General features: G+C 38.5%; 22 protein-coding genes. 10 read left to right on the forward strand and 12 right to left on the reverse strand.

The annotated features are described in order from the left end of the window. Positions 1-155 precede the first annotated feature (155 nt). Positions 156-1,463 (reverse strand): phenylacetate--CoA ligase family protein, encoded by a 1,308-nt coding sequence (locus LB467_RS10940; RefSeq protein WP_224474151.1) that lies wholly within the window; start codon positions 1,461-1,463, stop codon positions 156-158. 85 nt (positions 1,464-1,548) lie between these two features. Here LB467_RS10940 and purD point away from each other — a divergent pair, with 85 nt between their 5' ends. Beyond that, the gene (gene purD / locus LB467_RS10945; RefSeq protein ID WP_224474079.1) at positions 1,549-2,823 is read left to right on the forward strand and encodes a phosphoribosylamine--glycine ligase; all 1,275 of its coding nucleotides are present in this window, start codon (positions 1,549-1,551) and stop codon (positions 2,821-2,823) included. Here the strand turns inward: purD and LB467_RS10950 are convergent. After that, the gene (locus LB467_RS10950) at positions 2,815-3,048 is read right to left on the reverse strand and encodes a DUF6341 family protein (RefSeq protein ID WP_224474080.1); all 234 of its coding nucleotides are present in this window, start codon (positions 3,046-3,048) and stop codon (positions 2,815-2,817) included. The two genes, purD and LB467_RS10950, sit on opposite strands and share 9 nt — an antisense overlap. Positions 3,049-3,158: 110 nt before the next feature. On the opposite strand from LB467_RS10950, the gene LB467_RS10955 reads away from it, so the two are divergent. The 5 genes from LB467_RS10955 to LB467_RS10975 all read left to right on the forward strand — a co-directional run bounded on the left by LB467_RS10955 (position 3,159) and on the right by LB467_RS10975 (position 7,673). Next, positions 3,159-4,082 (forward strand): DUF6427 family protein, encoded by a 924-nt coding sequence (locus tag LB467_RS10955; protein ID WP_224474081.1) that lies wholly within the window; start codon positions 3,159-3,161, stop codon positions 4,080-4,082. 146 nt (positions 4,083-4,228) lie between these two features. After that, positions 4,229-5,227 carry a DNA adenine methylase gene (locus LB467_RS10960; RefSeq protein ID WP_224474082.1) on the forward strand — a complete coding sequence of 333 codons (999 nt, stop codon included), beginning with the start codon at positions 4,229-4,231 and terminating at the stop codon, positions 5,225-5,227. Between the two features lie 3 nt (positions 5,228-5,230). Continuing rightward, positions 5,231-5,836 carry a DUF4254 domain-containing protein gene (locus LB467_RS10965; protein ID WP_224474083.1) on the forward strand — a complete coding sequence of 202 codons (606 nt, stop codon included), beginning with the start codon at positions 5,231-5,233 and terminating at the stop codon, positions 5,834-5,836. Between the two features lie 19 nt (positions 5,837-5,855). Continuing rightward, positions 5,856-6,953 (forward strand): glycosyltransferase family 9 protein, encoded by a 1,098-nt coding sequence (locus LB467_RS10970; protein ID WP_394371783.1) that lies wholly within the window; start codon positions 5,856-5,858, stop codon positions 6,951-6,953. A 117-nt stretch (positions 6,954-7,070) separates the two neighbouring features. After that, the gene (locus LB467_RS10975) at positions 7,071-7,673 is read left to right on the forward strand and encodes an HAD family hydrolase (RefSeq protein WP_224474084.1); all 603 of its coding nucleotides are present in this window, start codon (positions 7,071-7,073) and stop codon (positions 7,671-7,673) included. 202 nt (positions 7,674-7,875) lie between these two features. Here LB467_RS10975 and LB467_RS10980 read toward each other — a convergent pair whose 3' ends face one another. From LB467_RS10980 to LB467_RS11020, 9 genes are all read right to left on the reverse strand, one after another. After that, positions 7,876-10,032, reverse strand: coding sequence for a prolyl oligopeptidase family serine peptidase (locus LB467_RS10980; RefSeq protein ID WP_224474085.1), 2,157 nt, complete (start codon positions 10,030-10,032; stop codon positions 7,876-7,878). Between the two features lie 126 nt (positions 10,033-10,158). Further along, positions 10,159-10,638, reverse strand: coding sequence for a DUF4625 domain-containing protein (locus LB467_RS10985; RefSeq protein WP_224474086.1), 480 nt, complete (start codon positions 10,636-10,638; stop codon positions 10,159-10,161). Between the two features lie 11 nt (positions 10,639-10,649). Further along, entirely contained in the window at positions 10,650-11,018 is a 369-nt protein-coding gene (locus tag LB467_RS10990; protein ID WP_224474087.1) for a hypothetical protein, read from the reverse strand. Continuing rightward, on the reverse strand, positions 11,018-13,393 hold the full coding sequence (locus LB467_RS10995; protein WP_224474088.1) for a TonB-dependent receptor: 2,376 nt from the start codon (positions 13,391-13,393) through the stop codon (positions 11,018-11,020). Before LB467_RS10995 ends, LB467_RS10990 begins: the two co-directional genes overlap by 1 nt. A gap of 82 nt (positions 13,394-13,475) precedes the next feature. Further along, positions 13,476-13,796: a hypothetical protein gene (locus LB467_RS11000; protein WP_224474089.1), complete on the reverse strand. Its 321-nt coding sequence runs from the start codon at positions 13,794-13,796 to the stop codon at positions 13,476-13,478. Between the two features lie 71 nt (positions 13,797-13,867). Further along, positions 13,868-14,857, reverse strand: a complete 990-nt coding sequence (locus LB467_RS11005; RefSeq protein ID WP_224474090.1) for an aspartate-semialdehyde dehydrogenase — start codon at positions 14,855-14,857, stop codon at positions 13,868-13,870. Between the two features lie 327 nt (positions 14,858-15,184). Continuing rightward, positions 15,185-15,619, reverse strand: coding sequence for a large conductance mechanosensitive channel protein MscL (gene mscL, locus LB467_RS11010; RefSeq protein WP_224474091.1), 435 nt, complete (start codon positions 15,617-15,619; stop codon positions 15,185-15,187). A 73-nt stretch (positions 15,620-15,692) separates the two neighbouring features. After that, positions 15,693-16,799, reverse strand: a complete 1,107-nt coding sequence (gene alr, locus LB467_RS11015; RefSeq protein WP_224474092.1) for an alanine racemase — start codon at positions 16,797-16,799, stop codon at positions 15,693-15,695. Further along, positions 16,792-17,439, reverse strand: a complete 648-nt coding sequence (locus LB467_RS11020) for a thymidine kinase (protein ID WP_224474093.1) — start codon at positions 17,437-17,439, stop codon at positions 16,792-16,794. Before LB467_RS11020 ends, alr begins: the two co-directional genes overlap by 8 nt. Positions 17,440-17,716: 277 nt before the next feature. Here LB467_RS11020 and LB467_RS11025 point away from each other — a divergent pair, with 277 nt between their 5' ends. Further along, complete coding sequence (locus LB467_RS11025; RefSeq protein WP_224474094.1) at positions 17,717-18,508, forward strand: hypothetical protein; 792 nt, start codon at positions 17,717-17,719, stop codon at positions 18,506-18,508. A gap of 108 nt (positions 18,509-18,616) precedes the next feature. Further along, positions 18,617-19,291 (forward strand): 16S rRNA (cytidine(1402)-2'-O)-methyltransferase, encoded by a 675-nt coding sequence (gene rsmI, locus LB467_RS11030; RefSeq protein WP_224474095.1) that lies wholly within the window; start codon positions 18,617-18,619, stop codon positions 19,289-19,291. 36 nt (positions 19,292-19,327) lie between these two features. Here rsmI and ade read toward each other — a convergent pair whose 3' ends face one another. Next, on the reverse strand, positions 19,328-20,956 hold the full coding sequence (gene ade, locus LB467_RS11035; protein WP_224474096.1) for an adenine deaminase: 1,629 nt from the start codon (positions 20,954-20,956) through the stop codon (positions 19,328-19,330). A gap of 127 nt (positions 20,957-21,083) precedes the next feature. Between ade and recJ the strand changes: the two genes are divergently transcribed. Further along, the gene (gene recJ, locus LB467_RS11040) at positions 21,084-22,778 is read left to right on the forward strand and encodes a single-stranded-DNA-specific exonuclease RecJ (RefSeq protein ID WP_224474097.1); all 1,695 of its coding nucleotides are present in this window, start codon (positions 21,084-21,086) and stop codon (positions 22,776-22,778) included. Between the two features lie 99 nt (positions 22,779-22,877). Next, positions 22,878-23,231 carry a hypothetical protein gene (locus LB467_RS11045; protein WP_224474098.1) on the forward strand — a complete coding sequence of 118 codons (354 nt, stop codon included), beginning with the start codon at positions 22,878-22,880 and terminating at the stop codon, positions 23,229-23,231. Positions 23,232-23,269 lie beyond the last annotated feature (38 nt).

Raw genomic sequence — 23,269 nt, forward strand, 5'->3', positions numbered from 1 at the left:
TCCGCATCCCACGGAAATAACCTGCTCGTAGTCAATTGCTTTCATCCCAATAAGTTTTTACATCACTTAAATTTAAGCAAAAAACTCATCGGTGTTTGCGTGGGCTAAATCATGGGTATTTCATAATAATATTAGTGAATTCGTGGCAAAAACATCTACAAGTCTGAAGTAAACTGCTTCAGTTTCCCGCTTTTACTTCTTTTAAGCTTGTCTTTTCTTTCAAAAACAACTCTCAGGTTTTTACCCACGTAGATTTCAATTGCCTGCAATATTTTCTGTTTTTGATTTTCAGAAAAATCGGTTTGACTTACATATTCAATTTTAAAAGAATCCGGTGTATTTTGATTGATCACAAATTCCTTAATACTACCGTTATCTTCAATAATACTTTTGGTTACATAATAAAAAGTAAGTCCCGGGACCACTTTTCCATCGGGAAGTTTGGCGATATCGTTGGTGCGTCCAATCAACTTCTCCAGAATTGGTTTTTTAACAGTGCTTTTTTCTGAAAATATCCCGCTATCTCCAATGTCATAACGAATTATTGGATGGGCTTTGTTAAAAAGCGAAGTAATCACGATACGACCTTCTGTTCCGTTGGGCACGGAATTATTGTTTTCATCAAGGATTTCCACAAAAAGATCTTCTGTATTAACTACCCATTGATTTTCTTCATTTTCAAATGCGATGAGCCCTACTTCACTGGCGCCATATTCATTCACCACAGGAACACCAAAAACCTTTTCCATAAGACCTTTATCTTCTTCAAATAGTCTTTCAGAAGTGACAATACAAAGTTTCAGGCTGGGGCAAACATCTTTTAAAATTAAATTTTTATGGTCCAGGAATTTAGCGAAAAGAAGTACCGCACTTGTGTAACCATTTATATAACTGAAGTTTGAATTTTGAAAACGCTTCAGGAACTTTTCCATTTTCTGCTCACTTAAGTCAAAAATGGGGAATCTTCGGCGTAAGCTAATGCGGTCTTTAATTCGCTCATGGATATTTCCGTAGAAATCCAGCGGGATACCATAAAATCTTGCTTGCAAAGACTTGTTGAGGTCAATATCGTGCCACTGATACCGGTTCTCAAATCCCGCCCAGCTTAGTGCGTGGGCAAATTTATCTTTGGCGAAAATAAAAGGTGTTCCGCTACTGCCTGAGGTTTTACCAACATAAGCTGTAGATTTTGAAAAACCTTTGCTCAGTCTTTTTTGGAGTCTTTGCTGTAAATCGGTTTTAGCCATCACAGGCACTTCGTTCCAGCTGGAAAACTCCTTTTTTCCAAAGAAATTTTTATAAAAAGAATTGTTTTTTAAGTGGTATTCAACAATTTCCTTCCGCTTTTCGGAGATAAAATCGCTATAATTTTCTTCGGGAATTTCCTGTATTTCCAGTAATATTTTTTGCGCCCGGTTTATGGGAAATTTGTTTAGCTGCAACGAGAGTTTAAACCAGTCCAAGGGCAAAAAAGCTTTTTTATCAGAAATAATTGGTGCTTCAATTTACAAACAATTATTTTTGGTGCATAACTAAAATGACTTCAGGATGAAAATTTTAATTCTCGGTGCCGGCGGACGCGAACATACATTTGCATATAAACTGGCTCAAAGCCCAAAATGTTCTCAGCTTTTTGTAGCACCCGGTAACGCGGGAACCGCCGAAATTGCTAAGAATATCGAGCTAAAAGTAACCGATTTTAAAGCGATTAAAGATTTTGTGCTGAAAGAAGAAATTGAGATGCTGGTAGTAGGCCCTGAAGATCCTTTGGTGGATGGAATCACTGATTTTTTTAGCCAGGATGAAGCGTTAAAGAATTTAAAGGTAATTGGCCCGTCAAAACGGGGGGCGCTTTTGGAAGGAAGTAAAGAGCGCGCCAAAGAGTTTATGGCAATACACAATATCCCTACCGCCGCTTACGAGAGCTTTACCGAGAAGAGTCTTGCCGCAGGGAAAGAATTCCTGGAAACACTAAAGCCACCTTATGTTTTAAAAGCTGATGGACTCGCTGCCGGAAAGGGAGTTTTAATTATAAACGATCTTGAAGAAGCCAAACAGGAACTTCAAAATATGCTGGCTGAAAAGAAATTTGGTGCCGCCAGTGCCAAGGTGGTGATCGAGGAATTTTTAGACGGAATTGAGCTAAGTGTTTTTGTATTAACTGATGGTAAAAATTATAAGATCCTACCAACCGCCAAAGATTATAAAAGAATTGGTGAAGGGGATACCGGTTTAAATACCGGCGGGATGGGCGCTATCTCCCCAGTTCCTTTTGCAGATGATGAATTGTTGCAAAAGATTGAGGAACGAATCGTCAAACCTACGGTTAAGGGCTTACAGGAAGAGAATATCGATTATAAAGGCTTTATTTTTATCGGCCTGATTATGGTGAAAAATGAACCTTACGTAATAGAGTATAATGTGCGCATGGGTGATCCGGAAACGGAAGTTGTGCTTCCACGTATAAAATCAGATCTGGTAGATATCTTTGAAAAAGTTTCTGAAGGAAAATTAAATGAAGCTAAAATTGAAATTGATGAACGGGCGGCAACAACCGTGATGCTGGTATCTGGCGGTTATCCCGAAGCTTACGAAAAATCTAAAGAAATTACAGGGTTTGATGAAATTGAAGATTCTATAGTATTCCACGCAGGAACCAGAATTGAAGGGAATAAAATTGTGACCAGCGGTGGCCGTGTGATTGCGGTGACTTCTTTTGGGAAAGATTACAAAGAAGCACTAAAAAAATCTTATCAAAATGCAGCAAAACTACATTTTGATAAGATGTATTATAGAAAAGATCTCGGTTTTGATTTATCCTAAAAACGAGTGTGCTGTAGGATCGCGATCTTCGTCATCAAGTTCGTTGTAGTGCTTAAGCTGTTTCATCCAGAAAGCAAAAGCTGCTAAACCAACAAGGATAAATATAAAATTTAAGGCGTTTGCAGCCCACCAGGAATCTAATTCTAAATCCCTTAGTAAATCAAATGGATAGAATAATATCTCTTCAAACAAGTAGGCGATACCTTCAAATATATCTGTTAACATTTTTTAATGAATTTAAGTTCAATTTATTTAAAGCGATATTAAAATACCTTTCGGGGCGTTCAATACCTAACTTTGTCTCATTCAAGATTACAAAAATATAAAAAACCACAATGCTAACAAGCTTTTTTGGCAAATCAAAACCGGTAAATGGGGTAGCGATCACCGTTTTTTTGATCGTATTTTTTATTATCGCCAATTTTAAGGAGTGGTTTACAGATTTTAACCTGCTGTATTTCCTGGAAAAATTAGCTGTTTTATTAAGTCTTATCGTAAGCGTCTTTACACTTAATTTTATCGCCAAGAAAAATGAACTTACCAGGAGAAGCGCTTATAAAATACTGTTTTTCGTCATTTTTTCAGCCTCTTTTTTTACTCTTTTAAGAAACCACCAGGTAATCTTAGCCAATCTCTGTGTGTTATTTGCTTTTAGAAGGATTATTAGTTTAAAGTCTAAAAAAGTGATGCAGAAAAAAGTTTTTGATGCCACTTTCTGGATTTGTATCGCTTCACTATTTTATTTCTGGTCTATTTTGTTTTTGGTCGTGGTTTATGCAGGTATCTTATATTATTTGCCAAAACCTAAAAACTGGTTAATACCGCCAATCGGGGCATTAGCTGTAATGTCTTTAACCCTTAGTTTTCATATTATAGCTTACAATCATTTCTATACGTTTTCACAGTGGTTTGAGAAGAGTAATTTTGATTATTCCAACTATCAAAACCTGGAAATCCTGATTCCCGTGAGTATTATTTTGGCGATTGCCCTTTGGACCCTAGTTAGGTATTTTGGGGTAGTCAATAAAGCTAGCGTTTCTATGAAACCATCGCTGAACCTTGTATTGCTCAGTTTGATTACTGCAGTTGTAGTAGCGATTTTTGCGCCTACTAAAGATGGCAGCGAGCTTATTTTCTTTTTTGTGCCGCTAAGTATTGTAGCCTCCATTTATTTTGATCAAAAACAGGATAAAGTGTTTCGGGAAGTTTTGCTGGTATTGCTTATCTTAATGCCTTTGTGTATCCCATTACTCTCTTGATCCGAACAAAAATAATCGGGTTTTAAAGCCGAAATTTCCCGACTAAAACAGGTCATTGAAAAATATGTTGCTACTTTTGACACTTTACAATTAATAGAATTCCAATTTTAGCAAAGGCAATTTGCTGATATGGTTTGGTCGTTAAAATGAATTATATAGGTTCCAAACATAAGCTGGGCGAATTTATAAAAGCTACGGTAAAAGATGTGGTGGGCGAAGATCTTTCGCAGATGGTTTTTTGCGACCTTTTTGCCGGCACCGGCAGCGTGGCCAGGAATTTTAAAACTTCGGTAAAGTCGGTTATCGCTAACGATGTGGAATATTATAGCTATGTTTTACTCAAAAATTATATTGAAAACCATCAAAATTTAGATGCCGGAGATTTCCTTGCGGAATTAATTGAACTTAAAGGAAAACCGGGTTTTATTTTCGAAGAATATAGCGAAAATGGCAAAGCCGACCGGCTCTACTTTTCTGAAGCAAATGGTAAAAAAATTGATGCCGTTCGGCAACAGATAGAAAATTGGAATTTGAATAAAAATATAGGGGAAAACCAGTATTTCTTCCTTCTGTCTTCATTATTGGAAAGCGCCGATAAAGTAGCCAATACTGCATCAGTTTATAGTGCATTCTTAAAAGAAATAAAACTTTCGGCACAGAAAGAATTACAATTGAAACCGGCAAAATTTGAGTTAACAGAGCATTCGCACCAGGTTTTTCAAAGGGATGCAAATCAATTAATTAAAGAAATTGAAGGTGATATTTTATATTTAGACCCGCCCTACAACGCACGCCAGTATGGCGCAAACTACCATATTTTAAATACCATCGCAAAATATGATACCTTTGTACCAAAGGGTAAAACCGGCCTTCGCGATTACTATCGCTCAAATTATTGTAGTCGGAGAGAGGTGGAAAAATCTTTTCAGGTTTTGCTTGAAAATGCAAATTTCAAGTATATATTTTTCAGCTATAACAACGAGGGCTTTATGCCTTCCGAAGAAATAAAAAAAATAATGAGCCGTTTTGGAAATTATGACCTGGTAACCAGAAATTATCAGCGCTTTAAAGCAGATAAAACCGAAAACCGAAACCATACGGCCAATAATACTATAGAATTTTTACACATTTTAGAAAAAAAATAGTTTATGTTTTCAGATAAGGCGAATAAGATATTTCAGGAAGTAATCGAAAAGTACCACGAAAAAAATACTGTAGAGCAAGCTTTTAAAAATTCTTACGACAGCGAAAATGAACTGATTGAGCATTTGTTATACAGGAAATGTTGGATAGATACGGTGCAGTGGCATTATGAGGACATTATACGCGATAAACACATTGATCCCGTAGATGCGCTGGCGCTAAAACGCCAGATAGATGCCTCTAACCAAGACCGAACAGACACAGTGGAATATATTGACAGTTACTTTTTGGAGAAATTTAAAGATGTTGAGCCAAAAGCTAATGCGACTATTAATTCTGAAAGTCCGGCCTGGGCCGTAGATAGACTTTCCATTTTGGCTTTAAAAATCTACCATATGCACGAAGAAGCAAACCGTGAAGATGCTTCACAGGAACACCAGATGAAGTGTACGGCTAAACTGGATGTTTTACTCGAGCAGCGTGTAGACCTTTCTACTGCTATAAATCAATTGCTGGAAGACATTGCCGCCGGGAATAAATATATGAAGGTATACAGGCAAATGAAAATGTATAATGATGATGAACTGAATCCTGTTTTAAGAAAGAAATAGCTTATTAAAATTGTTTAAAATGAAGAAGCAGGCTTCTGTTAAGAAAAGAGATTCTCCCCTTTCGGGGGAGATGATGCAGGCAGAGGGGACTTCTCATATTTTGGTTATTCGGTTATCGGCTATGGGCGATGTAGCAATGACGGTTCCGGTGTTACGCGTTTTAACCGCCACTTATCCTCATTTAAAAGTCACCGTTTTAACCCGTGGTTTTTTTGAGCCGATGTTTAAAGGAATTCCGCGGGTTTCGGTTTATGAAGCCGATGTAAACGGAGTGCATAGTGGCGTAATTGGACTTTGCCGACTTGCAAAAGATTTACGGGATATAGGCATTGATAAAGTTGCCGATCTCCATGATGTTTTGCGCAGTAATGTGTTGAATTCTGTTTTTTATATGTTTGGAATTCAGGTAAAGCAAATTGATAAAGGCCGAAGCGAAAAGAAAGCCTTAACCCGGGAAAACAATAAAGTTCTTAAACAATTAAAGCCCACCGTACAACGCTATGCTGATGTTTTTGAAGCACTGGATTATCCCTTAGATCTCAGTACACACCAATTTCCGCAGAAAGAAAAAATTTCAGAAAAAATAAGAACCCTGGTAGGTACTGAACCTAAAAAATGGCTGGGGATTGCACCTTTTGCGCAGCATAGTTCCAAGGCATACCCGGCAGATTTAATGGAGGAAGTTTTAGAAGAATTAAGTGAAAATTCAAAAATTAAGGTTTTACTTTTTGGCGGCGGAAAAAAGGAAAAACAACAAATGGAAACCTGGGCCGCCAGCTTCAAAAACACAATTAGTATTGCCGGAAAACTCACCTTAGCCGAAGAACTCGCATTGATCTCAAACCTAGATGCAATGCTTTCTATGGATAGCGGGAACGGCCATATGGCTGCCATGTATGGTATTCCGGTAATTAGTATTTGGGGCGTCACCCATCCCTATGCCGGGTTTAGACCTTTTCATCAGCCGGAAAAGAACAGCTTACTTCCAGACCTTAACCAATACCCAAAAATACCGACTTCCGTTTACGGAAATAAATTTCCTGAAGGCTATGAGAACTCCATTAGAAGTATTTTTCCGCGAACTGTTTTAAAGAAGATTGAAGAAATACTTTTTTAAGGATTGACTTTTATAAAACGGGTTAATTTCTTGTTTAGAAAATGATAAAATTAATGTCGGGAAGATGAATCTTAGTATCTTTCTTTAGATAAGTCTAACCAGTTTTTTATTAGAAAGATGCAGGAAATAATAGTTTACGACCTTAACCAGACCTTGTATAAAAAATCTTCAAAGGATGAATTCTTTAAATTCATTTGCTATAAAAAAGGCTATAAACTGGTTCACCTGTTTCAAATTGGCTGGCTCAAGGCACTGGGTAAGCTGCGCATAATGAGTAAGACCTATTTCAAGGAAAATTTCTATGATTATTTGAATAAAATTCCACCGGAAAAAGTAGAAAAGTATGCAAAACAATTCTGGAACCTGGAATTTCCTGAGTATTTTAGAGAAGAAATGGTGGTCGATATCAGGGAAAAAGATAAGGCCGGAATAAAGGTTTATATCGTTACCGGTGGTTTTGAAGTCTACACTAAATACTTGGAAAAACTTTTACCCTTAAAAGTGATTGGCACCCTTACAAAATATGAAAATGAAGATTATAAAATTATTGGAAAGACCTGTAATGATGCAGAAAAGGTAAAACGCCTTGATGCAGAAATTAATGGGGAGTACAGGCTTCTGGAAGCTTATTCAGACGATGATGAGGAGATTCTATATAAAGCAGAAAAAGGATATTTGCTTGAGGAAGGGGAATTGAAATTAGTGCAAAAACAAGAATAAATACTTCTACAGTGCAGCGTTTATGTTTGTATAAATGCCATTTTAAAATAAAAGAGGCTGTCTGAAAAGTTTTTTATACGTCATTCTGAATTCGTTTCAGAATCTAAGATGTTGATAATCAAAACATGTTAAAAGCTGAAACAAGTTCAGCTTGACGAGATAAGACCTTTCAAACAGCCTCAATATTCTAATACTTGAAAAATTATCCTTTTACTTCTGCTTCAGTTTTATTTGGTAAAACATCAAAGCCCATGTTGTAAAGGGTAAAGCCAAAAATATCGGCATATTCTTCAATAATCATTTTTGTAGGTTTTCCAGCACCGTGTCCGGCTTTGGTCTCAATTCTTATTAAACTTGGATTGTCCCCGGCTTGCTTATCCTGCAATTCGGCAGCGAATTTAAAGGAATGCGCGGGTACCACACGATCGTCGTGATCTCCAGTGGTCACCAAAGTAGCCGGATATTCGGTTCCTTCTTCCAGGTTATGAACTGGGGAATAATCAAGAAGGTAGTTAAACATTTCTTCGCTATCCTCGGCAGTACCATAATCGTAAGCCCAACCTGCACCGGCGGTAAAGGTGTGGTAGCGTAACATATCCATCACGCCAACGGCCGGTAAAGCTACCTTCATAAGATCTGGGCGCTGCGTCATTGTAGCGCCAACTAAGAGTCCGCCATTAGAACCTCCACGAATTGCCAGGTAATCGCTTGACGTATAGTTCTCTTCGATAAGGTATTCCGCAGCAGCGATAAAGTCGTCAAATACGTTTTGTTTTTTCAGTTTAATACCGGCATCGTGCCATTCTTTACCATATTCACCACCACCTCTAAGGTTTGGAACGGCATAAACACCACCCTGTTCCATCCAGATAGCGTTTGCAGTGCTAAAAGAAGGCGTTAAACTAATATTGAATCCTCCGTAGCCATAAAGCATCGTTGGGTTCTTACCGTTAAGCTCAAGCCCTTTTTTGTGGGTAATGATCATCGGGATTTCTGTGCCATCTTTTGAAGTATAAAATACCTGCTTGCTTTCGTAATCGTCTGGATTAAATTTAATGTTTGGTTTATTATAAACTTGAGAAGTTCCTTCTTCAATATTGTATTTGTAGATAGTACCCGGAGTTACGTAATTTGTGAAAGAATAATACAATTCTTCGTTCTCCTTTTTAGTGCCAAATCCACCGGCAGAACCAATACCCGGAAGTTTCACATCGCGAACCAAGTCGCCATCATAATCATATTGTTTTACTTCAGAAACCGCGTCTACCATATATTTGGCAAAGAAATAACCACCACCGGTAGAAGGGCTTAATACGTTTTCGGTTTCAGGAATAAAATCTTCCCAGTTTTCAGGAGAAGGGTTTGCGGCATCTACGGTCACAATCTTGCGGTTAGGGGCGTCCAAATTAGTAACTATAAATAGTTTGCTGCCATTGTTTTCAATCACATAAGTATCAGAATCTTCGTGGTCTAAAACCGTAACAAGTTCAGGATTGGTTTTAGAAAGATCCATCATAAAAAGTTTTCCCCCGGAAGTTGAATTCCTGGCCGAAATAAATAAGAACTGATCGTCTTCTGAAACGCTCCCGCCAACATATCGGTGTTTTTGATCTTCAGAATCTCCGAAAATCACTTTGTCTTCGCTCTGTGGAGTTCCCAGTTTATGGTAAAATAATCTATGCTGATCTGTTTTAGCTGAAAGCTCGCTGCCTTCAGGCTTTTCGTAGCTTGAATAGTAAAAACCGTCGTTTCCTTTCCACGAAATTCCGCTGAATTTTACATTCTGAAGGGTATCTTCAGCACGTTCTTTATTTTCAGCATCTATAATAATGATTTTTCTCCAGTCGCTCCCGCCTTCAGAAATAGCATATGCGGCTTTGCTACCGTCTTTTGAAAAGCTTAAACCGGCAAGGGAAGTAGTGCCATCTTCACTAAATTTATTGGGATCCAGGAAAACTTCAGTTTTACCATCATCACCTTTTTTTCTGTAAACCACGTATTGGTTTTGTAAACCGTCGTTTTTGTAGAAATAGGTATAATCGCCTTCTACAAAGGGAGCACCTATTTTCTCGTAATCCCATATTTCTGAAAGTCTTTCTTCAAGCTCTTTTTTGTAGGGAATACTGTTTAAATAATCGAAAGTAACCTCGTTTTGAGCTTCTACCCAATCTTCGGTTTCTTCGCTGCGGTCGTCTTCCAGCCATCGGTATGGATCCTTTACTTCGGTCCCAAAATAATCGGTTACCGTATCTACTTTTTTGGTTTCAGGATAATTCAAACTAATTTCTTTTTCGGTTTTGGAGTCGTTGCAGGAGGCCAGAATGGCAAGTGCAAAAATTCCGGAGAATGTTTTTTTCATATAAAATTATTATTGATAATGATTTCAAAAGTAATTAATTTTCAAATGTATAAGTGTAAAGAGATAAAATAATAAAGGCCGTATTTTAATAGATACGGCCTTTATTAAGATTAAAATGATTAAATTTTAATGATCGTGGTCGTCATCGTGCTCTCCTTCAATATGTACTTCCACAAAAGCCTGGGCTTCATTTCCAGCTGCATCGGTTACAAAAACTCCTACATCATACACTCCTTCGCTAATAGCCATTCCGTCTATTGTTTCTGGAACTTCTATATGTTGTACAGCTGTAAAACTGGTTTGGCCAGGTTCTATCTGAAATACTTCACTATAACTCCAGGTTTTGCCTTCACTCTGCTTTAAACTTGCGTGATCGTGCCCATCAAAATTAGAATGAACATCAATTTTATAAGAGGCAAGCTCCACATTATCTGTAAAAAGAGCTTCAAAATGTAATTCCCCTCCCGGAGCTATTTCTTCATCATCATGTGGTTCCATGATGGTGATCTCTGGAGATTCTGTGTCTATTACTGTATCGTCATCACTACAGGATGCAAATAATAAACTTGCTGTAATACTGAATAAATAAACTAATCTGGTTTTCATTTTTGTATGTTTTATGATTTAACTGTGTATTTCTTATAATTAATATTGCGAAAATCTATGGCAAAAGGCGGACCGCGAAGCTGAAAATTAAAATCGGGTTGATGTACATAATTTTCCAGGCAGCAATACTTTATAGCGGCTACTGGAGTAAAATATCTGTCTGCTCCTTCAAAGTTTTCTATTCCCAGAATTAGGGGTGAAAACCCGTTCAGATGATAGATGCAGGAATGGTATTCAAAGTTGTTTAAATTATTAAAAGTAAACTCACTACTGTTATAAGCTTTATGTTCTACTAAAAAATAATGCATACCGCTAGCTCCCTGAGGAAATAAGAATCCAGCAAGAAAAAAAATGGCGATATGTGCTTTAAACCTCTGCATTAATTAATAGGTATTTTCACCATTAACTGGATATTTCTTCCCATTTCAGGGATTTCCAGCGCCCTGTAAAAATTGGTATGGTTAAAATATTTAGTGTTGAAAATATTTGTGGCCTGTAAGTTTACAGTTGCTTTAAAATCTCCTATTTCTAGATTGGACCTAAGCCCACCGCCAAAGATTTGGTAACCCGGGGTGATCTCTTCATTTTGTGCAATCCTGTCTTGCTCAAAAGCAAAAGCGCTATTGGCAAACACTTCGGTATCTTTAAACGTGTTCGATTTTTGTAAAAAATCGTAGCCAACTTCAAAAAATCCATTAACGGGAGGTGTGAAGGGTAGGGGGAAGTTTCGCGAACGGTTGTCGGTGACTTGCCGGTTGTATAAATATTCGAATGTAAACTGGGTATGCCATTTTTCAGCAATAACCGTACTAAAATCGAATTCTATTCCGGTTAGCAAAGCTTCACTCTGAGTAAACTGATAAATTTGCCCGGCGTGCGGCAAAATTGAAAACTGCCCGCTGGGATTTAGAAATATATAATTTTCAAAATAATATAAATAAGGACTAACAGAAGCCTTAAAGGATTTTTTTCGATAATTAAGCTTCGTATCGAATACATAACCCTTTTCGGCATCCAGATTGGGATCTCCACGCTCGTGCCTGAATGAACCATGATGAATACCATTAGCGCCTAATTCTATAGCGGTAGGCAGTCTAAAACTTGTGCCGGTATTTACAGAAAAGTCCCAATTTTTGTGGAAATTAAAAAGCGCACCGGCCATTAGGTTTATGTTGGTAAAGTCCCTATTAGTATCGGTGCTTCGGGTAGCAAACTCGTTTGCGGTAGCTTCAGTAGTCCCTCTCCTAATTAAATACCGGTACAAATTGTCATCATAATAACCTTCAATTTCAATCTTGCTAAAATCTAATCTTGCGCCTGCGTTTAGGTTGATATTTTTAGAAACCTGATAGGAATGAGTAGCATAAACTCCCTGGTTAATCCGTGAATATTCAGGCAATAAAAAGTTAAATCCACTTATGCTATTATCCTGAATTTGGGTTTGTGCGCCTATACCTGTAGTATGATTTTCGTGAAAATCTTTACTGAATTTTACCTGGGCATCATAGGTGTTTAGGTCAAAATTTAATTCCAGATCTGGATTAACTTCCGGGGCTACCTGTCCGGCGTAGTGTGTATGAAACCTACTCCATTCCTGCCTGTGGTTATTTTGAAATCCTAAGATAACTTCCAGGTTGGAATTGTGAAAAAACCATTCGTTTTTATTAATGAATTTTAAATGGTTTACCCGCTGAAACGGATAGTCTATATTTCGTTGATCGCCATCATCCTGCACCCTGTTTATAGATGGAATACCGTGGGCCCCCGGGAAAAATCCAGATTTAAAATAAACATTACTGATGCTAAGTGTACCTTTATAATGTTCCCCCAGGTAACCTACCTGCCCATATAAATCGACCTCTTTGCCGGCGGTATTTTTAAGCCTTTCGTTATAGATTGGGATATTCTGACTCAAATAAACAATGTTATCTGTAGGCACCGAATAATCTCCAAATTCGCTTCCGGTTGCTTTTATTTTATAAAAAAATCGGTCGGTTCTTAGCGATAGGTTAGTAGAAGCTGCCAGGGTATTATTCACACTTTTGGTAAGGCCAATAACTTCGCCGCTAAAGCCTTCTTCGGGCACCCTGTCGTTAATAATTTTTATGACCCCGCCAATGGCATCACTCCCGTGTTCTATGGCACCAACACCTTTAATAATTTCAATGTCTTCTACAGAGAAAGCATCTATTTCCAATCCATGATCTGCACCCCATTGCTGGCCTTCCTGTTTAATGCCGTTTTCTGTAACCGCAACCCGGTTAAATCCGAGTCCGCGAATAATGGGTTTGGAGGCACCTGCCCCAATTTCTGTAGCATTAACGCCGGGTAACCTTTCCAGGGTGGTAGCTAGCGAGCCCGAAAATTGCTCCTGAAGGTATTCTTTATTGACCTTTTCAATATTTTCCGAAGATCTTCTGCGCGTACTGCCATTAAGCAAGATTGCTTCCAGGGCAGCGGTATCTTCGGTTAGTTTAAAATTAACCACAGCATTTTCAGCCAGCGGGATTACCGTATCTAAAGTTCTAAAACCAATATATGAAACGCTGATACGATACTCACCTTCCTTTAAATTACCAATGCGGTAATTGCCATCTTCCCCGGCTAAGACAAACCTGTTGTTTATATGAACATGAGCACCATCAAGGGCTACGTTGTGTTCATCTACAACCTTTCCTTCCAGACTTAATTGCTGAGAGAAAGTATTTGTGGGAAAAATGGTGAAAAGCAATAAAACAAATAGGAATTGTTTCATAAAGAAAATACTGTGATTAATTAAAAAGGGTAATTCAGTAAAAATCGATTTTAAAAAACGAGAATCTCTGAATAAATTTCTTTTAGCTAATCACTGCAGGAGGTGCCCTAAGGGAAAATAGTCGGTTGGGAAAAAGGTTTACGGTTTCTGCCAGAGAAATAGCATTAACCGTTTCCTTTTGAGGTGTATGAATTTTGTAAGTAAAGATTGAAGGTGCATCTGTATTAGCAATGTGGAAATCGCACAAATCACAATCTAAAGATGCTTTAGTAAATTCTACGCTTAAAGCCTTATCGCTTTCAGAACTTACTTCATGATCAAACGCGTGCAGTGCCGGAAGAAGGCTTGCTGCTAATATCACTATTGATAAAATAGTGCTTATATGTACGCTTATTTTTTTCATGGTTTGCAAAATTAGTAAACCGGCTCGTAATAACAAGCCGGTTTCTATCTTTTAACAAAGCATATAACTAATTATACCAGTTTATTGGCCATTAAATATTCGGCTATCTGGATGGTATTTGTGGCAGCACCTTTTCTAAGGTTATCGGCCACTACCCACATGTTTAAGCTTTTAGGTTGGGAATAATCCCTGCGAATTCTTCCTACAAAAACATCGTCTTTCCCTTCAGCATAAATAGGCATTGGGTAAGTATTGGTTTCAGGATTGTCCTGTACGGTTACCCCGGGAAACTGACTTAGAATTTTTCTAACTTCGGCTTCATCAAATTCATTTTCAAATTCAACGTTTACAGATTCTGAATGTCCGCCAACAACCGGAATTCTAATCGCGGTAGCGCTAACCAAAACCGAATCGTCTCCAAGAATCTTCTTGGTTTCTTTGGTAAGTTTCATCTCTTCTTTGGTGTAGCCGTTATCCTGAAAAACATCACAATGCGGAAGCGCATTCTTATGAATAGGATAAGGATAAGCCATTTCACCTTTTTCGCCTTTGTACTCATTTTCTAGTTGTTCCACTGCCTTTACACCGGTTCCGGTGATGGACTGGTAGGTAGATACAATTACACGTTTAATTTTAAAAGCATCGTGCAGCGGTTTTAGCGCTATTAACAACTGAATGGTAGAACAGTTTGGGTTGGCTATTATTTTGTCTTCTTTGGTTAGTTCTGATGCGTTTATTTCAGGAATTATCAGTTTTTTGGTTTCATCCATTCTCCAGGCCGAAGAATTATCTACTACGGTCGTACCGTTTTTAGCAAATTTTGGTGCCCATTCTAAAGAAGTGTCTCCACCTGCAGAAAATAAAGCTATGTCCGGCTTTATATCTACCGCTTCCTGAAGCCCAATAACTTTATAGTCTTTTCCTTGAAAATTGATCTTTTTTCCAACTGACCTTTCTGAAGCCACCGGATACAATTCGGTTACCGGGAAATTTCTTTCTGCCAAAACCTGTAACATTACCTGGCCTACCATTCCGGTAGCACCTACCACTGCTATTCTCATAATTATAAAACTTTAATCTTTCCCGTGAAGACGGGAAACTTTGTTATTTTTTTCATTTCCGCACTTCGACAATGCTCAGCATAAATTCCGACGGAAATCTTATTTGGGTAATTTTTATTTGTTTATACGTTCTTAAAAACCAGCCGCAAATTTATTATCCCGGACTTAACTTACCCAGCCTCGAGACATAAAATTGAAAAGAATTATTGTTTTTAAACTAATTCGTCTTTTTCGTTAAAAAAAGACCCCACAGTTTACTGTGGGGTTTGGTTAAATTGCGATTTATTTAAAATGAGCAGTATAGCGGTGCTCGTATCTTCGATGATTTTATGGTGTATTACCTTGTTTTTTCAGTTCGTCCCTAATTTGAGTAAGCAATTCCTCCTGGCTCGGCCCTTTTGGTTCCACCAATTTAGGAGCTTCTTTTTCCTTTTTGGTTTTTTCGTAAGCGCGTAACACCAAAAATATAAAAAAGGCGACGATTATAAAATTAATAATGGTATCTAATAAATTACCGTAGGTGATTACAGCGGCTTCAGCTTCTCTCGCTGCTTCAAGAGTTTCGTAAGAAACGCCGTCTAAAGAAATAAATTTTTTGGTGAAAGCTGTGCCTCCTGTCATTAAACCAATGATAGGCATAATCACATCGGCAACAACAGAAGCAATAATTTTGTTGAAGGCGGCACCTATAACTACTGCGGTAGCCAGGGCTATAATATCGCCTTTCAGCATAAAGGCCTTAAAATCTTTGATAAAGCTCATAATAAATTGGGTTGATTAGTTATAACCAAGCCAATTTACAGAAAATTTAAAAACGATTTATTCTGAATGGAAATCACTCAATAATAACACGTTTTACCCTTTGGGAAATTCCGGTAATAAGTTCGTAGGAAATTGTCCCGCCGTCACCGGCAAGTTTTGTTACGTGTTGGGGACCGCCAAAAACAATTACTTCATCGCCCTCTTTGCAGTCAATGTTGGTGACGTCTATCATGATAATATCCATACAAACATTTCCCACGATTGGCACATATTCACCATTTATAAAAACACCGGCTTTTCCGTGGCCGTAGATGCGTTTAATGCCATCGGCGTGGCCAATGGGAAGCGTGGCAATTCTGGTATGATTTTCAACTTTAAAAGCACGACTGTAACCAACCGTATCTCCTTCTTCTAAATTCTGGATCTGGGAAATCACCGTTTTAAGGGTGCCAACCGGTTTTAGGTTTTTATCCAGATTAGGATCGTTGGCAAAACCGTAAAGTCCCAGGCCGCTTCTTACCATAGAAAAAGTGGCTGAAGGATAATTAAATATAGCAGAAGTGTTGCAAAGGTGTAAGAGCGGTTGGTAGCCAATATCATCTAAAAGTTTTCCGGCTAAATCCTTGAATTTATAAATTTGCGAAAGCGTAAATTCCCGCTCTTTCCAGTCTTCACTGGCCGCTAAGTGTGAAAATGCAGAAACAATTTTTATAGATTTTGTTTTTTCTAATTTCTCTGGAATATGATGATAATCGGCTTCAGTAAATCCAAGACGGTTCATTCCCGTATTGAATTTTAAATGGACAGGATAGTTTTTCTGATTCTGCTTTTCAGCAATGTCTATAAAAAGCTGAAGGGTTCTTGCGCTGTATAAATTAGGTTCCAGGCAATTTTCAATGATTTCAGCATAATTTACAGGTTGCGGATGTAAGATTAAAATAGGTTTGCTAATCCCCGCTTTTCGCAGCCGAATACCTTCTTCGGTATAAGCAACTGCAAAATAATCGGTATCCAGTTCTTCCAGCTTTTTGGCCATGGCTACCGAATCATTTCCGTAGGCATAAGCTTTAATAACCGACATAAATTTAACGCCGGGTTTCAACTGGGATTTTATGGTTCTAAAATTATGGGCAAGTGCGTTTAGGTCTATCTCCAGAACAGTTTCTTCGGCTTTAGGCATTCTTTTTCTTTAAGTTAGGATGAAGTTCTTCGGCATCGTTCACATCTAATTTCTTAACTCTTTCTCTCAGCATCGCCTTGTAATAGGCGCCGCGACTTAGCGGTTCATATTCTTCATTCTCACCAAGAAAAACCAGGTCGTCGTTTATAGCTTTTCGGTAACTAAATTGAGCCAGGTTTCCGGTTCGGGTGCAAACCGCGTGAACTTTGGTTACATATTCGGCAGTGGCCATTAGATAAGGCATGGGGCCAAAGGGATTTCCTTTAAAGTCCATATCGAGACCGGCTACGATTACTCGAACTCCACGGTTGGCCAAATCATTACAAACGGTAACAATTTCATCATCAAAAAACTGTGCTTCGTCAATCCCCACCACATCACAACCATCGGCAAGAATCCTGATATTGGAAGCTGAGGGCACCGGGGTAGACCTAATTTCGTTAGCATCGTGAGAAATTACCATTTCCTCGTCATAGCGCGTGTCTATGGCTGGTTTAAAGATTTCTACGGTTTGTTTGGCGAACTGGGCTCTTTTTAAACGGCGAATTAGCTCTTCGGTCTTGCCAGAGAACATACTGCCGCAAATAACTTCAATCCAGCCAAATTGCTCTTCGTGATTTACTGTATTTTCGAGAAACATTTTGTAATTTTCAAATCGAAATGGGAACTTGCCCTTTTTGATAAAGGTGAAACAAATTTATTAAAAATACAAGCTATAGCCGGTTGGTAACTGCTAAAGTTATTAAACCGAATTAGGGTCAGGCTGGCAAGACATTTAGTTTAAAAAACAACAGCTTTGACATTAAGGATGGAGATTTTAAATCTCACTTAGTAAGTAAGGCACTTTTTTTGCAGGAATTAAAATGAAATATTAGTCAGGATTTAAATAAATAGGGGTTCATAAATATTGCTGAAAAATGAAAAACAGACTTAAAAAAGAATTAGTAAAACTTGCCGAAGAAATAATTTCTGAAAAGGAAAATCTGGATACCAAAGCACTAAAGTTAAAAGCGGCGACTTTGTATGAGCAACTTTCAATATTGAATTTTACCGAGCAAAATCTACAGGCTTTTGAAGTTCCTGAACCTACACCAACTCCTAAGCTTGAAAAGAAAATTCAGCATAAAGCCCCGGAGCAAGAAGAACGTGACGATTATGCTCCCGATGGTACCGAATATAACCAGGATGCAGACTCAATTACAGAACCCAATACTGAAAAAATAAAGGATATCGTTGCGCAAATGCCTGCAGAATCTGAGCTTGTTGACGAACTTATAGAACAGGCAAACCCCAAGCCAAAGGCCCCTCCGGTACAACAGCAACCCACTAGAGCCAAAGAAGAGCCTAAAAAACCAAAACCAGAAGCACCTAAAAACGATTTTAGAAATATTGGGGTGGATTACGATAACCTTCCAGATTTTGAACCTTTAAATAATAGACAGAAAGATCAAAAACCAAGATCTGTAAACGACAGATTGAAAAAAGGGATTAACATTGGCCTTAATGAACGTCTTTCATTTATAAAAAACCTTTTTGACGGGAATTCTTCAGACTATAACCGCGTGCTTTCCCAACTAAATACCTTTAGTTCTTTAGATGAAGCTCAGCGATTCATTCAGTTAGTGGTGAAACCAGATTACAACCACTGGCAGGGAAAAGAAGATTACGAAGAGCGGTTTATGGCCAAAATAGAGAACAAGTTTCAGTAAACTAACTCGGAGCAAGCTCACGAAACATTCGTAGCGAACAATTGACTAATTTTAGAGGCAAGCCTCGAGCATTTAAATCTCGATTTTCGAATAATTAAAGATTTTTTAATGGGAAAATTATTCCTGGTCCCCACGCCAATAGGGAATTTAGAAGATATGACTTTTAGGGCAGTTAGAGTGCTAAAAGAAGTAGATACTATTCTTGCCGAAGACACGCGGAACAGCGGGAAACTCCTGAAGCATTTTGAGATTGGCACCCACATGCAAAGCCACCATATGCATAACGAACATAAAACGATAGATATTATAGTTGAGCGTATTAAAAGCGGGGAAAATATTGCGCTTATAAGCGATGCGGGAACTCCTGCAATTTCAGATCCAGGATTTCTACTAACACGTGCCTGCGTTGAAGCGGGGATAGAAGTAGATTGTCTTCCGGGAGCTACGGCTTTTGTGCCCGCCCTGGTAAATAGCGGATTTCCAAATGATAAGTTTATTTTTGAAGGTTTTCTTCCTGTAAAAAAAGGCCGACAAACCCGATTGAATTTACTAGCCGAAGAAACCCGAACCATGATTTTCTACGAATCGCCACATAAGTTGCTAAAAACACTAAAGCATTTTGCAGAATATTTTGGCGAGGAACGTCCGGTTTCGGTTTCCAGGGAAATCACTAAACTTCACGAAGAAACGGTTCGTGGCACGGCTACGGAAGTCCTTCAGCATTACACACAAAAACCACCCAAAGGTGAAATTGTGATTGTGGTTGGAGGAAAAGGGAAATAAATTCTTAGAGGCAAGAGACAAAACGAAAAGGTTGAATTACCGGTTATTGACTAAATCAACAAAATCGAACTTTTTTCCACTGAATAAACCTTTATCTGAAACTTTTAAATCAGGAATTACCAGTAGAGCCATAAAAGAAAGCGTCATAAACGGGGCTTTTAAAGTGCTGCCCAACTCTTTGGCCATTTTGTCAATTTCCTGGTATAATTTTCCTGCTTCCCAGCCATCTTTATCGCTAATTATTCCCGCAATTGGCAACGGAAGAATTTTTTCGTCATTTTTATTTACGCTGCAAATTCCACCTTTATGTTTTATGATGAGGTTTACCGCCTTGCAAATTTCTTCGTCAGAGGTTCCAACGGCGATAACATTATGAGAATCGTGGGCTACAGAGCTGGCTATAGCTCCCATTTTTAGTCCGAAATTCTTTATAAAAGCTACCGCAGCGGGTTTGTCTTCATACCGGTTTACTACAGTGATTTTTAAAATATCATTTTCAATATCTGAAATGAGATTTCCATCTTTTTCTAAAGCTTGAAGCTGAAGCTCGTTGGTAATAAGTTCCCCATCCATAGCTTCGATAACCTTTGCAGTGTCCCCGGTGGCTTTAACTTTAAAATCTTTCGGTTGTTTATAGGAAGTATTAAAGTTATTTGGCTTCTCAAAAGCAGAAGCTTTAATGCGGGATTTACCGTTTTCGGCAACTAATTCCCCGTATATATAAGTTTCTAAAACCTCAAAATGGGTTAGATCCTGTACCTGGATAAAATCGGCGGGATCGCCTTCTTTCAATTGTCCAACATCTAAATTATAATGATTTACGGGATTAATACAAGCGGCTTCCAGAACTTTAAAAACATCTATACCTCTGGCAACAGCGCGAGCGCATAGCTGATTGATGTGTCCCAAAACCAAGTCGTCAGGGTGTTTATCGTCTGAACAGAACATCATATTTTTATAATGTTCCGGAAGCAGATCTATAAGGGCTTCAAAGTTTTTGGCAGCGCTCCCTTCACGGATTATCACCTTCATTCCCAGACTGAGTTTTTCCTTGGCTTCTTCGTAAGTATAGCATTCGTGATCTGTAGAAATGCCGGCTTCGGCATATTTTTTTGCATCTTCGCCTCGTAAACCCGGTGCGTGACCATCGGTAGGTTTCTTAAAATGTTTGGCCCAGGCAATTTTCTTCAGCACTTCTTCATCTTTACAAATTACTCCGGGATAATTCATCATTTCGGCCAGGTATTTTATTTCGGGAAGGGCAAGCAAATCTTTAATATCTTCAGCATTAATAACCGCTCCCGAAGTTTCAAAACCGGTCGCGGGCACACAGGAAGGTGCACCAAAATTGAATTTCAACGGACTTTTTTTTCCATTTTCAATCATAAATTGAACGCCCTCTTTCCCCAAAACATTCGCAATTTCGTGGGGGTCTGAAACCGTAGCCACGGTACCGTGGATTACGGCCAATCTTGCAAATTCTGTAGGAACCAACATAGAACTTTCAATATGAATATGGGCATCGATAAACCCGGGCAGCAAGAAGCTTTTTACATCGTGTTGTTTTTTTTCAATCTTTGTGATTTTGCCTTTTTCGATACTAATTTCTGCAGAAAAAATCCTTCTGTTTTTAATATCTACGAACTGTCCCTGTATAATTTTCACCTGTCTATGATTTAAAGCGTGAAATTAGGGATTATAATTAATTGCTGAAATTTTTTGAAAGCCGGTTTTAGTGAAATCCCTCTGATTGGGATTGAAATACAATACGTATTTTTGAAAAAAACTTAACATGCGCTGGACTTTAAAACCTAAACCCGATTCTTTAGTTGTTAATAAGCTTGCCGGAGAATTAGGGGTGGCGCCAGCTGTTGCCATACTTTTGGTTCAGCGGGGAATAGATACTTTTGAAGCAGCAAAAAAGTTTTTCCGGCCCAGCCTGGACGATCTCCACGATCCATACCTGATGAAAGATATGGAGGTGGCTGTAAATCGAATGCAGCAGGCGATCGCTTCCGAAGAAAATATTATGGTTTACGGCGATTATGACGTAGATGGCACCACGAGTGTGGCTTTAATGTCTTCGTATCTTAGAACCCTTACACCAAATGTGGCGACCTATATTCCGGATAGATACGCTGAAGGTTATGGTGTTTCTTATCAGGGAATCGATTTTGCCGCCGATAACGAGATTTCATTGATAATTGCCCTGGATTGCGGGATTAAAGCCATTGATAAAGTGGCGTACGCCGCTGAGAAAGGGGTCGATTTTATTATTTGCGACCACCACCGGCCCGGCAATACAATTCCTGAAGCCATTGCGGTTTTGGATCCTAAACGGGAAGATTGCGAATATCCCTATAAAGAACTTTGTGGTTGCGGGGTTGGGTTTAAATTGATTCAGGCTATAAATACCAAAAGGGGTGGCACTCTTGAAGTTTTACTGCCTTATCTTGATCTTGTAGCAACCGCCATTGGTGCCGATATTGTACCGATAACCGGCGAAAATCGAATTCTCGCTTATCATGGCTTAAATGTAATTAACGTTGCTCCCAGAATGGGGTTTAAGGCGATTTTAGCCCAGATAAGAAAGGAAAAACTCACGATAACTGATGTTGTATTTGTCATTGCCCCGCGTATAAATGCGGCCGGAAGGATGAAACACGGCCTGCATGCTGTGAATTTACTTACGGAAGAGAATGAAGCTACCGCAATGGCATTTGCTTCGGAAATTGAGAATTTTAATTCGGAAAGAAAAACTACCGATAAAGCGATTACGGTGGAAGCACTGGAGCAAATAGAAGAATTACAGGAACAACAGCGTTTTAGTACTGTAGTGTATCACGAAGCCTGGCATAAGGGAGTAATTGGCATTGTAGCTTCACGCCTTACCGAAACCTATTACCGTCCAACCCTGGTTTTTACTAAAAGCGGGGAGAAACTGGCGGCTTCGGCGCGATCGGTGAAGGGATTTGATGTTTACAATGCTTTGGAAGCATGTAAAGAACACATTGAGCAATTTGGCGGACATAAATACGCGGCGGGGCTCACCTTAGAAGCTTCGGAATATGAAAATTTTAAAGCTAAGTTTGAATCGGTTGTTTCTGAAACTATAGATAAACGTCTGCTTACGCCTGAAATTTTGGTGGATGCCCAAATTGACCTGGATGAAATTACTCCGAAATTTTTCAGGATTTTAAAACAATTTGCCCCTTTTGGCCCCGGCAATATGACACCCATTTTTATGACACAAAACCTTACCGATACAGGCTACGGAAAATGTGTAGGTGCCGATGAGGCCCATCTCAAATGCCAGGTTAAGCAAAAAGGAAAACCTGCTATTTTTGATATGATTGGTTTTGGTTTGGGGGAAAAATTTGAAACAATTTCAGAGAAGAAAAGTTTCAAAGCCGTGTATTCTTTAGATGAAAATGAATGGAATGGTAATGTTTCTATTCAGTTACGATTAAGGGACATCAGTGAATAAATCTATTCTATTTAGATTCATTTTAAATAATATTTTTATCTTTGAGTAAACTACCTCGGGTAAGATTTTAAATCTCACTTAGTAAGTAAATTATTTTAAATGGAAGATGTTGCTTTAATATATCATAACAAGCTTGGTATTGCTTTTAGGTGGAAGAAAAATGTAACAAATGCCGACTCCCGAAGGGTGCAAATGGTTTTTAAGGATATGGGTTTCTACCTATTGCCCGAGGAAATCGAGCGTTTTTCCCAAAATATTCAAAAGGCTAAATTTTATAACTGCGGCAATTGCAATCGACATAAATCCTGCAGGAATATTTTATTAAGGTCTCCCTTAGAAAAAATGGATTTTGCTGTAAGCGCACTGGAACTGGAGGAAATTTCAGACTTAATTGAGGGCACCTTGTTTAAATTAAACCTGGAAGATTATCTAAAAGGTTGTGGGAGGAATTAATTATTCTTCTGATAAAATTCATTTAATCAAATTGTTAA

This window comes from Salegentibacter tibetensis, assembly GCF_020164485.1.
GTDB classification, from domain to species: Bacteria; Bacteroidota; Bacteroidia; order Flavobacteriales; family Flavobacteriaceae; genus Salegentibacter; species Salegentibacter tibetensis.

Excerpts from the sequence above, each read along its gene's own strand:
- purD (WP_224474079.1), top strand. The coding sequence starts at position 1,549 with ATGAAAATTTTAATTCTCGGTGCCGGCGGACGCGAACATACATTTGCA.
- LB467_RS10950 (WP_224474080.1), bottom strand. The coding sequence starts at position 3,048 with ATGTTAACAGATATATTTGAAGGTATCGCCTACTTGTTTGAAGAGATA.
- LB467_RS10955 (WP_224474081.1), top strand. The coding sequence starts at position 3,159 with ATGCTAACAAGCTTTTTTGGCAAATCAAAACCGGTAAATGGGGTAGCG.
- LB467_RS10960 (WP_224474082.1), top strand. The coding sequence starts at position 4,229 with ATGAATTATATAGGTTCCAAACATAAGCTGGGCGAATTTATAAAAGCT.
- LB467_RS10965 (WP_224474083.1), top strand. The coding sequence starts at position 5,231 with ATGTTTTCAGATAAGGCGAATAAGATATTTCAGGAAGTAATCGAAAAG.
- LB467_RS10970 (WP_394371783.1), top strand. The coding sequence starts at position 5,856 with ATGAAGAAGCAGGCTTCTGTTAAGAAAAGAGATTCTCCCCTTTCGGGG.
- LB467_RS10975 (WP_224474084.1), top strand. The coding sequence starts at position 7,071 with ATGCAGGAAATAATAGTTTACGACCTTAACCAGACCTTGTATAAAAAA.
- LB467_RS10980 (WP_224474085.1), bottom strand. The coding sequence starts at position 10,032 with ATGAAAAAAACATTCTCCGGAATTTTTGCACTTGCCATTCTGGCCTCC.
- LB467_RS10985 (WP_224474086.1), bottom strand. The coding sequence starts at position 10,638 with ATGAAAACCAGATTAGTTTATTTATTCAGTATTACAGCAAGTTTATTA.
- LB467_RS10990 (WP_224474087.1), bottom strand. The coding sequence starts at position 11,018 with ATGCAGAGGTTTAAAGCACATATCGCCATTTTTTTTCTTGCTGGATTC.
- LB467_RS10995 (WP_224474088.1), bottom strand. The coding sequence starts at position 13,393 with ATGAAACAATTCCTATTTGTTTTATTGCTTTTCACCATTTTTCCCACA.
- LB467_RS11000 (WP_224474089.1), bottom strand. The coding sequence starts at position 13,796 with ATGAAAAAAATAAGCGTACATATAAGCACTATTTTATCAATAGTGATA.
- LB467_RS11005 (WP_224474090.1), bottom strand. The coding sequence starts at position 14,857 with ATGAGAATAGCAGTGGTAGGTGCTACCGGAATGGTAGGCCAGGTAATG.
- mscL (WP_224474091.1), bottom strand. The coding sequence starts at position 15,619 with ATGAGCTTTATCAAAGATTTTAAGGCCTTTATGCTGAAAGGCGATATT.
- alr (WP_224474092.1), bottom strand. The coding sequence starts at position 16,799 with ATGCCTAAAGCCGAAGAAACTGTTCTGGAGATAGACCTAAACGCACTT.
- LB467_RS11020 (WP_224474093.1), bottom strand. The coding sequence starts at position 17,439 with ATGTTTCTCGAAAATACAGTAAATCACGAAGAGCAATTTGGCTGGATT.
- LB467_RS11025 (WP_224474094.1), top strand. The coding sequence starts at position 17,717 with ATGAAAAACAGACTTAAAAAAGAATTAGTAAAACTTGCCGAAGAAATA.
- rsmI (WP_224474095.1), top strand. The coding sequence starts at position 18,617 with ATGGGAAAATTATTCCTGGTCCCCACGCCAATAGGGAATTTAGAAGAT.
- recJ (WP_224474097.1), top strand. The coding sequence starts at position 21,084 with ATGCGCTGGACTTTAAAACCTAAACCCGATTCTTTAGTTGTTAATAAG.
- LB467_RS11045 (WP_224474098.1), top strand. The coding sequence starts at position 22,878 with ATGGAAGATGTTGCTTTAATATATCATAACAAGCTTGGTATTGCTTTT.